The sequence below is a fragment of the Marinomonas algarum genome (genome assembly GCF_020532605.1).
Taxonomy (GTDB): domain Bacteria; phylum Pseudomonadota; class Gammaproteobacteria; order Pseudomonadales; family Marinomonadaceae; genus Marinomonas; species Marinomonas algarum.
Genome location: NZ_JAJATW010000015.1, coordinates 43,006 through 57,188 on the forward strand (window position 1 = coordinate 43,006; position 14,183 = coordinate 57,188).

The 14,183-nt window shown below is 45.5% G+C and carries 15 protein-coding genes; 4 read left to right on the forward strand and 11 right to left on the reverse strand.

From position 1 onward, the window contains the following. Together LG368_RS10685 and LG368_RS10690 are read left to right on the forward strand one after the other, a co-directional pair. A complete protein-coding gene (locus LG368_RS10685) occupies positions 1 to 1,638 on the forward strand; it encodes a sensor domain-containing diguanylate cyclase (RefSeq protein ID WP_226754710.1) in 1,638 nt (545 codons plus the stop codon). 244 nt (positions 1,639 to 1,882) lie between these two features. Beyond that, complete coding sequence (locus tag LG368_RS10690; RefSeq protein WP_226754711.1) at positions 1,883 to 2,839, forward strand: AraC family transcriptional regulator; 957 nt, start codon at positions 1,883 to 1,885, stop codon at positions 2,837 to 2,839. Between the two features lie 79 nt (positions 2,840 to 2,918). Here LG368_RS10690 and LG368_RS10695 read toward each other — a convergent pair whose 3' ends face one another. Then, complete coding sequence (locus LG368_RS10695) at positions 2,919 to 3,971, reverse strand: hypothetical protein (protein WP_226754712.1); 1,053 nt, start codon at positions 3,969 to 3,971, stop codon at positions 2,919 to 2,921. A gap of 174 nt (positions 3,972 to 4,145) precedes the next feature. Next, entirely contained in the window at positions 4,146 to 4,610 is a 465-nt protein-coding gene (locus tag LG368_RS10700; RefSeq protein WP_226754713.1) for a YehS family protein, read from the reverse strand. A gap of 295 nt (positions 4,611 to 4,905) precedes the next feature. Between LG368_RS10700 and LG368_RS10705 the strand changes: the two genes are divergently transcribed. Then, complete coding sequence (locus LG368_RS10705) at positions 4,906 to 6,315, forward strand: alanine/glycine:cation symporter family protein (RefSeq protein WP_226754714.1); 1,410 nt, start codon at positions 4,906 to 4,908, stop codon at positions 6,313 to 6,315. A 114-nt stretch (positions 6,316 to 6,429) separates the two neighbouring features. Here the strand turns inward: LG368_RS10705 and LG368_RS10710 are convergent, their stop codons facing one another. From LG368_RS10710 to LG368_RS10720, 3 genes are all read right to left on the reverse strand, one after another. Further along, entirely contained in the window at positions 6,430 to 7,491 is a 1,062-nt protein-coding gene (locus LG368_RS10710; RefSeq protein ID WP_226754715.1) for a class I SAM-dependent methyltransferase, read from the reverse strand. Continuing rightward, entirely contained in the window at positions 7,481 to 8,089 is a 609-nt protein-coding gene (locus LG368_RS10715; RefSeq protein ID WP_226754716.1) for a gamma-glutamylcyclotransferase family protein, read from the reverse strand. The genes LG368_RS10710 and LG368_RS10715 overlap by 11 nt, the downstream gene beginning before the upstream one ends. Before the next feature lie 177 nt (positions 8,090 to 8,266). Continuing rightward, a complete protein-coding gene (locus LG368_RS10720; protein ID WP_226754717.1) occupies positions 8,267 to 10,000 on the reverse strand; it encodes a tannase/feruloyl esterase family alpha/beta hydrolase in 1,734 nt (577 codons plus the stop codon). A gap of 143 nt (positions 10,001 to 10,143) precedes the next feature. On the opposite strand from LG368_RS10720, the gene LG368_RS10725 reads away from it, so the two are divergent. After that, complete coding sequence (locus LG368_RS10725) at positions 10,144 to 10,620, forward strand: TlpA family protein disulfide reductase (RefSeq protein WP_226754718.1); 477 nt, start codon at positions 10,144 to 10,146, stop codon at positions 10,618 to 10,620. Between the two features lie 21 nt (positions 10,621 to 10,641). Here the strand turns inward: LG368_RS10725 and LG368_RS10730 are convergent, their stop codons facing one another. The 6 genes from LG368_RS10730 to cyoC all read right to left on the reverse strand — a co-directional run bounded on the left by LG368_RS10730 (position 10,642) and on the right by cyoC (position 14,138). After that, positions 10,642 to 11,070 carry a copper chaperone PCu(A)C gene (locus LG368_RS10730; protein ID WP_226754719.1) on the reverse strand — a complete coding sequence of 143 codons (429 nt, stop codon included), beginning with the start codon at positions 11,068 to 11,070 and terminating at the stop codon, positions 10,642 to 10,644. 11 nt (positions 11,071 to 11,081) lie between these two features. Continuing rightward, complete coding sequence (locus tag LG368_RS10735) at positions 11,082 to 11,591, reverse strand: hypothetical protein (RefSeq protein ID WP_226754720.1); 510 nt, start codon at positions 11,589 to 11,591, stop codon at positions 11,082 to 11,084. 61 nt (positions 11,592 to 11,652) lie between these two features. Then, on the reverse strand, positions 11,653 to 12,261 hold the full coding sequence (locus LG368_RS10740; protein ID WP_226754721.1) for an SCO family protein: 609 nt from the start codon (positions 12,259 to 12,261) through the stop codon (positions 11,653 to 11,655). Positions 12,262 to 12,263: 2 nt separating this feature from the next. After that, positions 12,264 to 13,166 carry a heme o synthase gene (gene cyoE, locus LG368_RS10745; protein WP_264194038.1) on the reverse strand — a complete coding sequence of 301 codons (903 nt, stop codon included), beginning with the start codon at positions 13,164 to 13,166 and terminating at the stop codon, positions 12,264 to 12,266. A gap of 16 nt (positions 13,167 to 13,182) precedes the next feature. Then, complete coding sequence (gene cyoD, locus LG368_RS10750) at positions 13,183 to 13,518, reverse strand: cytochrome o ubiquinol oxidase subunit IV (protein WP_226754722.1); 336 nt, start codon at positions 13,516 to 13,518, stop codon at positions 13,183 to 13,185. Beyond that, entirely contained in the window at positions 13,518 to 14,138 is a 621-nt protein-coding gene (gene cyoC, locus LG368_RS10755) for a cytochrome o ubiquinol oxidase subunit III (RefSeq protein WP_226754723.1), read from the reverse strand. The genes cyoD and cyoC overlap by 1 nt, the downstream gene beginning before the upstream one ends. Positions 14,139 to 14,183: the final 45 nt, after the last annotated feature.

Here is a 14,183-nt window from a genome sequence, read left to right on the forward strand (position 1 = left end):
ATGATAAAAAAGCATCGACCCATAGAAAAACACAGAAATAGATCCGTTCTCTATATCAGTGCCATTATCTTATGCATTGATCTGCTTTTTGTTGCCATTAACTATTACACCTCCCACAAGACTCTACAAAATACCTTATTACAACAAGCTGAAAATCACCGTAATGAGTTTGATCTGACGCTCAATATGACCTATCGAAACATGTTGCAACTGTCGACTTTTATCAGTAATAACGACGAATTGAATCAACTGTTTCTCGCCGGTAAAAAAGCCGTTGAAAAAGAAGGCATGCACAGCGACAAAGTAAGTCAACTGCGAAAAGCCCTTCTCGATAAGGTTAAGGTGCCCTGGGATCTCACGGTACAAAAATTCAATGTTAGACAATTACACTATCAGCTCGGACCAGGCAGTCTGAGCTATCTGCGTGTCCATGAACCCAACCGCTTTGGTGATCGCATGGACAATACACGCTTTACTATCATTGATACCAATGCGGAAAAAACAGCTCACGTGGGGTTTGAAACAGGTCGTGTGTACAGTGGCTTAAGAGGCGTCTCCCCCGTATGGACCACCGACCCAGCAACCAACGAGCGAACCTATGTCGGTGCCGTCGAAGTGGGTACATCCTTTAAGCAGATACTGCCCTTGTTTGCTCATACCTTTAATGTTGAGAACGCTGTCTTGCTGTCAAAAGAGCACGTCAAAAAAAACATGTGGCAAAGCTATGTAAGCAATTACTTCAGAGAAAATACGGATATTGACTATTATCTTGAAGCTTCATCGTCTGATGATGTCAAAGCTGTACTCGCAAAAACAACCATTAATCAGGGATTTATCGAAAATAACACCACGGTTTTTGAAGAAGATGGACGCTATTTTTCTTCTTATTATTTTCCACTGTTTGATTACCAAGGGACCAAAGACAACACATTACCTCCTGTAGGCTTTGTCTTAATTTGGGAAGATGTTACGCCCTTAATAGTGGATTTTAATCGGTCATTCTGGGTAAATATTCTGTTCTCAATTATGGCGTTTATCTTATTGGAAATCTTTCTTTTATGGATATTGCGTAAAGAGAAGAAGCTCTCTGCCGCTAAGCGAGAAGCCCTTATTGATGGCTTAACAGGATTGTACAATCGCCGGTTCTTTGACGCATTACTCAAAAAAGAATCCGCAAACGCACTAAAAGCCAATACGCCTCTATCAATGATCATTTGCGATATTGATTTTTTTAAGCGTTTTAATGACACCTACGGCCATCCACAAGGCGACGAAGGTTTAAAGCAGGTGGCACACACGATTCAGCGCATCGTCGACAGCCATGGTGGCGTAGCCTGTCGGTTTGGTGGCGAGGAGTTTGTCGTTGTCCTACCCTATACCAACCTAAAGGACGCGATTAACTTGGCCGAAAGTATCCGAAAAAGTGTGAGCTCTCTTGGCATTCCCCATGAAAGTTCGCTGATACGATCCCACCTCACCTTGTCTTTAGGGGTGTCTTGCACTCATGACTCGCCATCAAGTAAAAGTCTGCTGGATGCCGCTGATGCACGCCTATACCAAGCCAAAGAAAAGGGTCGCAACAGAGTAGAGCCTTGTTTTGCCTCTGCTCATGGTCATTCAAGTGATTTGTCACAATAACAAATCGCTCGCGCCACAAAATGAATGATTCAAAACACCTCTTGGGCTTTACACTCTCACCAAAGTTTAAAAAAGATGATCCAACATCGGAAAAGTATTACACTAATATTATATATTAAATAATTTATGTAACGCTTTATGGTTTATTTGCCTGATTTTCTGTGTACTCAACATGCTTTGGACACGTGAAAATCAAGCCAAAAACAACGGATTTATAACAATAATTCACTTTCGGTGTACCAATATGACGTTTAACTTCTCTTCGTGTGATGTGCAAATCATTGATGTCTCGGAAAAAATAGTGACGGATTTTTTCTTAAAAAAACACATTGGTGAGTATCGCTTTTTAGAAAACACGCCACAAAATAAACTTGCCCTGTTACGCTTCAAAGTCTTTGGTGATTTGTCTTTTCTGGAATATCAAACCGGTGCGAAAGAATCCATCAACACGTTTAAAGCATCAGACGCCTACTGCTTACAAATCGTCCTTGCTGGGCAAAGCCGTGAACAAAGCGCTGTTGGGCAAATACTGAACGCAGGAGACTGCATTTTCATGTCTCCCGGCAGTCAATTTGTATCAGACGACTCCCCAAACTGTAGAAAATTGATGGTCAATATTCCTAATGATTTTTTGCAATATACGGCACGAGAATTTGGCTACTTTTTATCTTCCGACCTACCGCGCTCGGTATCAGAAGTAAAACGGTTTCCTATGGCTGGGCCTGTCTTTAATTTACTAAACGATATCTTACAGCAAAACCCAACACAGCTTGGGGAGCGTGCACGCACTTACTATGGCAAATTATTAAACAGCGCCATCTTGGCTTTATTTGCGCCTTCCTCTAGGCAAAACACAATCACAAATCAGCCAATACATCGCCAAGTACAACGTATCCATGACTATATTCTGAGTCATATCACCACCGACATTACCATCGATGAGCTGATTAACGTGTGCCAGATAAGTCGGAAATCACTTTATAACATTCTCGAACGAGAGTTGGGCTTAACCCCCTCGGCCTACATTCGTCAGTTAAAGTTAGAGCATGCACATTCTGAATTACGCACAAACCACAGTGTCAAAAACGTTACTCAGGTGGCGTTGAAATACGGCTTTACGAATCTTGGGCGATTTTCAGCACAATACCGTAAGCAGATTGGGGAATTGCCGTCACAAACATTACGGATGGGTGCGAATTAATTGTTTGTTTAGAAAGGAAAAGACACACTGAGCAAAAGGGGTAAGCACAGTGTGTCTTATTGTTGCTCTTTAGAATGTATTAGAACTTGTACATGGCCATCACTTCGACTTGCTGGCCAGCTGGGCGGTAGGAGATTTGGTTATTTGCTCCGCCAGTGCTTTTAGCATTTTGGTCACGCCATTCAATACCAAGATCAACACTTGGCAGATAAGCGTACATGGCGTTCACCGTGGTCAGCTTCATGGTATCGTCTGCTAAACTTGACTCGTCTGTTGAAACTTGACCGTAACGCAAGTTCACCTTTAATTTCTCGCTCAGCTGTTGGGTAATACCTGCTGAGAAACCGGTAGTTGTGATGAGATCATTGGTACTGGTATCAACATCAGCGAGGGAGTTGGCACCCGCTGCACCGCTATAACCCCAACCTGCATAAACTGCTACACCTTCACCGGAGAAGCCGCTAAGCGTTAGGCTGGTATCGCCAAACTTCAGTTTCGCCGCTAACGACAAGGCCGCACCAAACTCAGACTCATTACCTGTTGTACCCACTTCACGGCCGGTGACAGCAACATTGAAGGCATGACCCGCCTCTGTTTTCATTGTGTAAGCCGCCACTAAATCAGGCACACTGGCTTCTGTATAAACAGGGTCTTGTAAGCTTAAACGCAGACCATCTTTGGCGTAATGCACGACTAAGTCTGGGCGTACAACCGCACCGTTACCACCGATGGTACCAAAACCTGGGCCATAGAAGTTGATCATAGGCGTGTCTAATGGGGCAGTCGCAAGGAACTGAGCGTTCCAAGTTTGACCTACGGTCACATTGTCTACCGTGATGGCCGCGTGGCGTAAGCGGAACTCATCACCAGCACCTCTAAAATCACCTTCTACCAAGCCTTTGATCTTGTGTTCACCTTCGGTGCGAGTGGTAGTCAGGTTGACGCGTGATTGGCTGGCACTGCCTTTTATAACATTTTCACCATCATCGGGATTGCTCATAACGGCTTCGGCTTTTAAGTAACCACCGATGCTCACATTCGTACCGTTATATTCGCCTAAATCTAGGGCAAAAGCTTGAGTAGATAAGCCAGCAGCAAGAACTGCAAGCGCTACTTTATTTTTTATAAGCATAAGGATATTGACCTGTTTTCTAAAATTTATAGTTATTTTGAACAGTCAATATGGCAAGGCAGGCACGAATAAAATAGCCAAATAGTGCAATCTTTGTACATTATGTGTCGTTAATATACAAAAAAGCCGCCAGATTTGGGTCTGGCGGCTCGCTGTTTTCTTTCACGCTTCACACTAAGCCTTCGGGCGATAATGCTTTTGTAGGCCCATTAAGAAGTTACGTAGGATCTGATCCTTGCATTCGCAGTAGTGGCGGTTGTCCGGTTTACGAAAAAAAGAGCTCAATTCGTGTTTGCTCAGGTTAAATTCCGCTAGAGACATGATGTCTAAGATGTCTTCGGCTTGCAGGTTCAAAGCAATGCGTAACTTCATAAAAATCGCGTTATTGGTGAGACGCTTTTCTGGCACGGGTTGTGGGCCTTCACGTTTCCCCCGCTTGCTGTTGATGAAACCGTTCAAAAAGGTGGCTAACTCAATGTCGATCATTTCAACGTAGCCTGCATCGTCTTCTTTTTTTAACCAAGCGGTAATTTGTTCTTGCGTTGCGACGCCATCAGCCGATGCAAAAATGTCCACAATTGCAAGTTCTTTTAGGTCAAAGGTATAGCGAAGGCGGCGTAGTACATCGTTGTTGTTCACAGTCAATTCCTAAAGGTAAGTAAGCAATAGACCACCCAAGTGGCCTCGTTTTCAAAGTGCGACACCTTAACAGAATCCATGGTAGATCCCTATGGCTGTTTGTGTGTCTTGATTGATATTTAACCATAAAACACGCTGTAGCACGCGGCAATAGAAAGAGACGAGACAATCTGTGTACGCCATTCTTCTCAATTGGTGCATTCTTCGTGCAACTTGATGCCCGCGCCTGTGATTCCCTGATGAAAAGCTTTAGGCTAGCGCAAAATTTGTCACTCCACCTCTTAGGAAACACCGTATGGATTCCATCATTAATTTTCTCAACACTATTTTCTGGGGCTATATCCTGATTTATGGGTTATTGGCTGCGGGGTTGTATTTCACTGTGCGTTTGGGGTTTTTGCAGATTCGACATTTGCCTGAATTTTTCCGCTCGGTTTTGAAGGCTCGTCAGCGCGGTCATGGTGGCATTTCGCCTTTCCAAGCGCTCTGTACCAGTTTGGCATCGCGTATTGGTACAGGCAACCTCGCTGGTGTTGCTGTTGCCTTAACGCTCGGTGGACCCGGGGCGATCTTTTGGATGTGGATGGTGGCGTTTGTTGGTATGGCCACAGCGTATGCAGAAAGCAGCTTGGCGCAACTGTTTAAAACCCGTGACGAGAATGGTCAATTGCGTGGTGGTCCAGCATTTTATATGTCAAAAGGGCTTAACGCGCCTTGGGCCGGTGCCATTTTTGCGGTGTCCTTAATCATTGCGTTCGGGTTGGTGTTCAATGCAGTACAAGCCAACTCCATTGCCGGTGCCATGGAAGGGGCCTTTGACTTACCACCACTTTACGTCGGTGTCTTCCTAGCGGTACTGGCAGGGGTGGTGATCTTTGGCGGTATTCGTACCGTGGCGAAAGTGTCAGAGTTGGTTGTACCGATAATGGCAGGCATTTATTTGTTGGTGGCGGTGTACGTTATTCTCACTAACTTATCTGACGTTCCTGCGATATTGGCTCTGATTGTGAAAAGTGCGTTTGGCTTTGAAGAGGCTGTCGGTGGTGTCGCAGGTGCCATGCTTAATGGTATTAAGCGCGGGTTATTCTCAAACGAAGCCGGCATGGGGTCTGCACCCAATATTGCAGCCGCCGCAACGCCTAACCCTCATCACCCTGCTTCACAGGGTTTGGTGCAAGGTCTTGGGGTCTTTATTGACACGATTTTGGTGTGTACGGCGACCGCTATCATGATCATGCTCTCGGGTGTAATTGATGCGGGCTCCACCTTAACCGGTGTGCCATTGACGCAAGAGGCCATGGGGGTACACATAGGCGCAGTGGGGACTTACTTTATCGCCATTGCCATCTTCTTCTTTGCTTTTACCTCTATCATTGGTAATTATTCTTATGCCGAAAATGCGGTGATCTTTTTAAAAGGAGGCAAGATCGGGGTGTTGGTCTTACGCGTCGTTGCGCTTATGATGGTGGTTTGGGGCGCTTACGAAAGCGTTGCCACTGTCTTTAATTTGGCGGATGCCGCCATGGGTCTTATGGCCACTATTAACCTTGTGGCCATCTTGTTGCTGTCTGGCTTGGTTGTGAAGATGACCAAGGACTACTTCAAACAACGTAAAACCACAGATTCACCGCTTTTTGATCCAAAAGACTACCCGGAAGTTGCTGGTAAAATTGATCTTGAAATCTGGGATAAAAGCAAAAAATAGCTTGGCTTTCAGTGAAGAAGACACGCCATTGATTTGACGTGTCGCACCTAAAAAAAATGGCCCCTGTTGCTTCAACAATGTTGCTGCAACAAGGGCCATTTTTTATACGAGTACTTAACGCTTCTTCGGCTGTCGCCCATGGTAAATGGCGAAGCCTTTATCACGATAAAGGCGAGTATGGGAGCCCAAAGCGGCATCGAGCAACGGTGGGTAACGTAAGAAATCGTTCGCCACCACAAACAACTCACCGTTTAAGGTTAGATGCTGTTTTACATTCATAAAGAAGCTTTCTGCAATACTGTAGTCAGTGTTCACTCCGGTATGGAACGGCGGGTTCGTCACTACGTAATTGAAGCGACCTTTCACATCGGCTAAACCATTAGACGCGACCACAGTCACTGCATGGCTCACTTGGTTAGCCGCAAAGGTAAGCTCAGTCGCAGTGAGCGCTAACACACTGTCGTCTAAAGCCGTTATATTTGCCCCCGTTTTGTTGTGCAGCCACAAGGCAATAATGCCATCACCACAGCCAAAATCGAGTAAACGTGCATGGGCAACGTCGCTCATAAAACGATGCTGATCAAGCTGGGTTAAAAAAAGCTCTGTGCCCTTGTCCAATTTACCATGACCAAAGACGCCCGGCAGGCTGCACAGTGTCAGACTTTGCCCTGCGACGTCTTGTTGCCATGTCACAATCCAATCCTCAAACACAAAAGGTTTGGCGTCACGGCGTTTGTAGCCGGTATAAAGCAGACAATGCTTAGCGCCATCGTGCTTACCGACTTCGTCTAAACCTTGTTCCAAACGCTTCATTGACGATTTCACGCCACTTTTGTTGTCACCCACTAACCAAACCTGCCCTCCGAGTTTCAACACCGGCAAAACCGCGGCTAACAAGTAATCGAGTAGCTCTTTGGCTTTGGGTTGATAGATCACAACATGATCAAAATCTTGTCCATTCTCAGGGAGCCATTGCGCCGATAAAACGCGCTTTTCTTCTGAGAATCCAACACGTGCTAAGGCATCATAAAGGGTTTTTGATTGACACCATGCAAACACTTCTGCAGTTTGGCTCACATCAAGCGGATAAGTATCTTCCGGGTTGGCGAACAGGATTTTACCGACCAGCGCATCGTCGCTGCGCGCCAGTAATTGACTCGTGGCATTAAGGTTCATAAGTAACAGATAGCTCTTGTATAGAAAGGGTGGTCACAGGCGCAAGCAATCGATTCAAACGCTCTGTAGGGACATCAGGTTGTGCTCTTGGGTAACGTGGGGCAGGGCGGTCATTGAGCAAAGGGGAAGACCAGCCTTGTGTTAGGGTTAAAAAATCTTCTGTGAACGCGTCACCGCGCTCTAAACACCCCGATAAGATGACATCTAGATAACTTAGGGCAATGGGGCTTCCTGGATGAGGAGCAACAACTTCATCGGTGTGATACACCCAATAAGTGCCAGCCGGTAAGGATCCTTGCTGATAACCACTCAATTGGCTCGGTGTGACCTCAGTCCGCTGATAGCCGACTTCTCGCTCATCAAAGAAAGGAAACTGATCCTGTGGCACTTCTACCAGTACACCGTTACAGGCTCTGCCTGGTGCAGCCACAACGGCCACAGAACTCATGCCAAACTCACACGACATTTCTGACCAATGGCGCTCAAAATCGTGTAATTTTACGGGCCAAACGTCACCTGTTTCTCCGGTTTTTGCACGGCTCTCGCCATTGATTAAGCTGCCGTAGCCCAAGATAAAGTGCCGATCTTCTGTACGCATATTGCCTCCAAACATACCCTTTTGTCATAGGGTAGCACCTAAACATAATCAGTCGTTGGCATAATAACGTGTGTGTTTAAACAGTACTAGGAAAGGATGAAAAACACCGCCTTAGCCACAAAGCTTATGGAAAGCGATACCAAACTCGCTGAAGCTCAGAGCTCTGAAAGGATCACACTACTCTGCCACCCTAACACATTGAAAGGAAGACGCTTCTCTCGGATTACCACTGCGGTAACGGGCATAACTTGGGTAGGGACACAGAGGACGTGTAATACCTTTCATACTGTCAGTCACATCGGGGTTATCTGAACGTGTCGCAGCCACAATCGACTGAGGGGCTTTTTGCTGTTCGACCCAAGCCATAAGAGGCGACAGTAGATTGAATTGATCGGCAGCGGGACCGCCTTGGCCATGTACCATGCCGGGGATACGATAAAAACGTACTAGTTCATGGGCGCGACCTTCTAACGCAAAATCCAGAAAATCATACCAACGCATGGTGTCTTTTACAGAGAACACCGGATCACTGTTGCCATGGAAAACCAGCATTTTTCCACCTTGCTGTTTAAAAGCAGTCAGAGTTGGTTTTGCCACATTGGGAGGCGTCATCAAGGTCATGGCGGAATCTGTAAAATACTCAGTGGTGGCACTGATCGCGGGGGCATCTCGGTCGAAATCAAAAGCCTGTAAATAGGACTCTAAGGCATATATATCGGGCTTTACGGCAATCGGTGGCGTGCTATAAAGTTGTGCCAACGCCGTGGCTCCAAGGGCAACACTCATCGGCTTGCCATCCCATGCGGATACAGTACTGTTCACACGCCATTGTCGCCAATGGTCAGAGCGAATGCCCGCATCGAACAACCAATCCGTGTACAAGGCTTGGTTTTTATTGTTGTGTGGCCCTCTGTGCATGCGAGCAAGCGCACCGACTTTTTCCAGCGCCAAACAGTCACGATCAAAATCACTTTTGCAGACTAACGCGTTCGGGTTAAAGACATTTTGACAAGCATCGATTGCAAAAATCATATCGTCGTACGCCCCATCCAATCCGTCACACCGAGCAAGCAATTGATGGGCAAAAAAATCTAAGTCTCTTGCAGACAATGACTGGCGAATATCGTTACTGACTCGGCTCAACATCTGAACGTCCCATGGGTGCTGTAAAGCGGCTTTTGGCGCATTTAAACCAGGATAGCCCACCAATAAACCATCAAACATTGTAGGAAATCGGGTCGCGGCTACCATGGCCACACGTCCACCGTCCGCTTGCCCCATGCCATACGCAAACTTAATCGGTGACTGATAAAAATACTCGGTTAATTGTCGCGCTACCGGGTTAACACCTTGTACCGCTGCATACGCCAAATCCTTACGAGCTTGTGGATCAAGCAATAAAGGATGGCTGGATGGCTGAATCGGTAAACCACTGTTACTGGACACCACGGCAAACCCTTGGTTAATGGCGTACTCTGAGGCACGCATCCCTGTCACGGTGCCAAAAGCGGGGTTGGCCTGATACAGGCTGTCGTTAAACTGATAAGCAAACCGAGATTGCCAGCGAGACGGTAAACGCAATTCAAACCGTGTCTCGTAACGCTCTCCGTTGGGTCCTAAACGTTTCGACATGACACCAGACACTAAGCAGTGGGACGTAGTAATGCGTTTACTGGGAGGGTGAAACTGCGCGCTTACAATAAGATCATTCGGCTGATTGTCGAGCCACTTAGGGTGTTTTTCTGTCTCAATCGCCTGACAACGCTGCATAAGCGGCACACCACTTTCAGAGGAAGGCGCAACACTTGGGACGTTGACGGGTATCAGCGCAGCATGAGCATGGCTAGAAAAGCAGAGGGGAAAACTCAGTAAAAACGCCATGGAAACCCAACTTACTCGCCGCACATTCATTTGTATCCCCTTTGGTTATAATACTCGGCATCACCTTGCCCGAGTGAGTGCCTATGGTTATCATGACATTAGGTTTTGATACCACATAGACCCCTTAAAAATCAAAACATCCTATCTTTTCATTCACGCTACTTGAGCTTTTTATGTTGACTAAAAATACCTCTTTTGCCCTAAAAATGCTGGGATGCGCGCTCATTCCTATCATCACGTTAATCATTGTCATGAATTTACGCAGCACACCGTCTTTTGATGCCGTATCCGGCCAGTCTTATCCGTGGAAGAGTGATAAATGGACGCTGGTCAACTATTTTGCGGAGTGGTGTAAGCCTTGCTTAGAAGAATTACCTGAACTCAACACCATTGCAACAACCGGTGACTTACGTGTGTTTGGTGTCAGTTATGATCGTTTAGAAAATGAAGATATTAAGGGCTTGATTGCTCGTCACGGTATTGAATTCCCCGTGTTAAAAACCGCGTCTTTGGAAGGGTTGCCGTTCTCATTACCCGCCGTATTGCCTACAACCTATTTATTATCCCCTGAGGGTGACGTCGTAGACGCTTTATATGGCAAGGTAACGAGAGAAGGCATTGATGCGCTACTGGACAAACATAAGCCTTAAGCGCATCGACAAAAGCAGGGCTTACCCTGCTTTTCTTGGATCAATGACATTAAATTGGAAAGCTTGTGACGTACCATCATTGTATTTTAGCGTGATGGTCTCTTGCTCACCGTGCTTCATGCGTTTTTCTAGATTAATCAGCATAATATGGTAGCCATGTGGTCCAAAACGTACTGTTTGGCCCGCATCAACATCAATGTATTTCTCATGACGCATGATCATACGATCACCGTCCATAGTATGGCTATGAAGTTCCGTAAACTCAGAGGCGGTGGATTCTGCGCCAATGATACGAACATCTTCATCGGTTGGGTTCTCTGCCACCATGTAGGCAAGCGTGTTATCACTGCCTGGTGTGTTCGCTTTTAAGTATGTTTTGCTGATTTCTAGCTGAGCAGAAAAAGCCAATGGGCTGGCTGCTATCAGTAACGATGCTATTGTTTTTTTCATAATGATCCCTCTTAAATACCGCTATGACGTCGAGTGACTAAACACTCTGTGCCAGACTTGATACTCGTTAATGTCGCGTTCTTCGTCAAACGCTCCTTATGTTGCAAGAAAAAACTGTCGTCGCTTAAACGACCAATATACTTCCACTTTTTAAAGACTTGCTCACGCACCACTAGGCAACTTTCTGTTAGCGCAAAGGCCTCTTGATAAGACACTTCACACTCACCGTTTACCATAGGTGCTGCAATAAACTGAACTTGAGCATCACTGTCATTGTAAGAAATAACACCCACAACAGTGATAGGGTACTTATCCGCATGCTGTTTCGGCTGATCCACATGCAACCGGTGCTCTTTCTTCCCAATGACTTCATCGGCCATAGAAAGTAATGGCAACTTGCATTGCTGAATGCCATGTTCTTCTATGACAACCGACATCTTGGTGTCAGCTTGCACACCCAACGACCATAACAAGGTAGAAGCAAGAGCAGTAAGGGATAAAAAACGACGCGCACTGTTCATAATATGTCCTTTAGTGTCGGCGCCTAACAGTCCTATATGGCGCCAAGGCTTGAGAATGATCTTACATGTTTTGCAGTTGCTGAATACGTGCAGCCAACTCACTAGGCGTGGTACTGTGACTCATGGTTGTAAACAGCTTACCTTGCTTATCAATCATGTAAAAACGCGAGGAGTGATCGACTGTGTAACCTAATGCCGAACCTTCTAGATCCTTAAGTTCAAAAAACACACCGTAGTCCGTAGAGACTTTATCAATTTGTTCTTGAGTACCTGTCAGCGCCAGCAAATCATTATCGTAGTAATCACCAAAGTCATACAGATCGTCTAAAGAATCTCGATCTGGGTCAACACTGATGAACAAGAACTGAACGTTGGCGCGCTCTTCTGCGGTTAACTGTTTGTATGCAGCCTGAACCACACCAATCGATGCCGGACACGCTTCAGTACAGCTTAAAAAACCAAAATAGACCACACCCACTTTTCCTTCAATGTCAGAAAGTGAGAAGGGTCCATCTTTTGTCTGCAAAGTAAAAGGCCCGCCAAGATCACTGAGCTGTTTATACTTTTCACCAATCGGTCGCGTCGTGGTTGTTGCGTACAAAACAACGATCAGAATGGAAAAAACAACAGCCAGTACAATGGAAATTTTTAATACTTTGGATTGGTTCATGATTATGTCGCCATTAAAGAGTGAGAAATAAAGGCCGATGCCATCTGTCCATGATCTACATAGTCGACCGAAATCAACACACTAAATACCATCACCATCAGGATAGAAAAAACAAATAACTTACGACCCCATGCTTTTTCATTTTCTACGCTGTACCCAGCTTTTACGAGGTAAATCCAATACAGGCTCATTAAGCTGATCACTAGGGCATAAACATTTCCTACATAGCCTTGCTGCACCAAAAGTAAAGCAGACACAGCAAAACCGAAGATATAAACGTACATGTGTAATCTTGCGGTTTGAATACCATATTTCACTGGCAACACCGGTATGCCTGCCGCCTTGTAATCGTCGAATCGACAGATAGCAATCGCATAGGAATGGGGGATTTGCCAAAAGCAAAAGGTTAATAACAGAATGGCCGCGCCCGCGTCGAAACCATTCGTCACGCTCACATACCCCATAACAGGAGGACAAGCGCCAGACAAGCTGCCCACAAGGGTACCGTAAACAGAATTACGCTTAAACTTTAGTGTGTAAAGCCCAACGTAAACAAGCAGGCCAATCGCACCAAACAGCACAGCGTACACCGTCGTGTAGTAATGCAACAAAGCAAAACCAATGACACCAAGAACCAGTGCCAACAGAAAAGCCGACGCCACACTAACACGACCCTGTGCAAGCGCGCGGTCTTTTGTTCGCGCCATTTTTAGGTCAATATCGCGATCCACATAGTTGTTAATGATGCAACCCGTTGCAACGATACAAGACGTTCCAACGAGTACAGCCAACAACACAGACCAATCAATATTGCCTTTCGCAGCAAGGAAAAAGCCGCTTGCAGCGGCTATGAGATTTCCGAAGATAATGCCTGGCTTGGTCAGCGAAACATAGTCTTTAAACATAATTATCTCGACTAGGTTAGTGACCCATTAGCATATTGTGGTTTAGGTGCTCGAATATCCATAATGAACCGACAACAACGAACAATACGATAAACACGGAATAAATAGCAGACGCCGTTAACCAAGTTTGTTCGGAAGATCCGTTCATGTGTAGGAAAAACACCATTTGAACCATAATCTGAGCAATCGCTGCAACAACAATGGTAATCACCACAAATGCATCGCTGCCAGTGCCAGTCATAACCAAGTAAAAAGGTATTACTGTTAGCACGATAGAAAGAATAAGACCTGTTACGTATTCTTTTACTGAACCGTGTGCTTGTCCGCCTGGACCTGTTTCAGATGAAGACATTACATTGCTCCTCTTAAGTAAACAAAGCTAAAGACACAAATCCAAATGATATCTAGGAAGTGCCAGAACAAACTTAGGCAAGCCAAACGAATTTTGTTTGCATTGGTAAACCCGTCACGATTGAAGTGAATGAATAGGAAAAACATCCAAATCAAACCGGCTGTTACGTGCAGACCGTGTGTTGCCACTAGGCTATAAAAAGATGTCCAGTAACCACTGGTTTGAGGCGTTGCCCCTTCATGGCTAAAATGAACAAACTCGTAAATTTCCATACCAAGGAAACTTAAGCCAAGCAAAGCCGTGACAATCAGCCAGAACTTCATCTTCGCCATATTTTCAGCATTGGCACCTAACATTGCCATACCAAAGGTAAAACTACTCAACAGTAGGAGTGCCGTTTCAACCGCCACAAAACCCAAATCAAAGAGTTCGTAAGGGGTGATCTCATTGTTGAAGTTTTGTCCCATAACCGCGTAAGTTGCAAACAAAGTAGCAAACAACAAACAGTCACTGATGATGTATAGCCAAAAGCCAAACATGTAGCGATCAGCGGCTTCTGCTTCATGATGGTGATGATCGTCATGGTCATGAAGATCATGATCGTTAGTTAATGCAGTCATAAATATCTTCCAAAATTTAAATTCTGATTACAGCGCCACCAAACG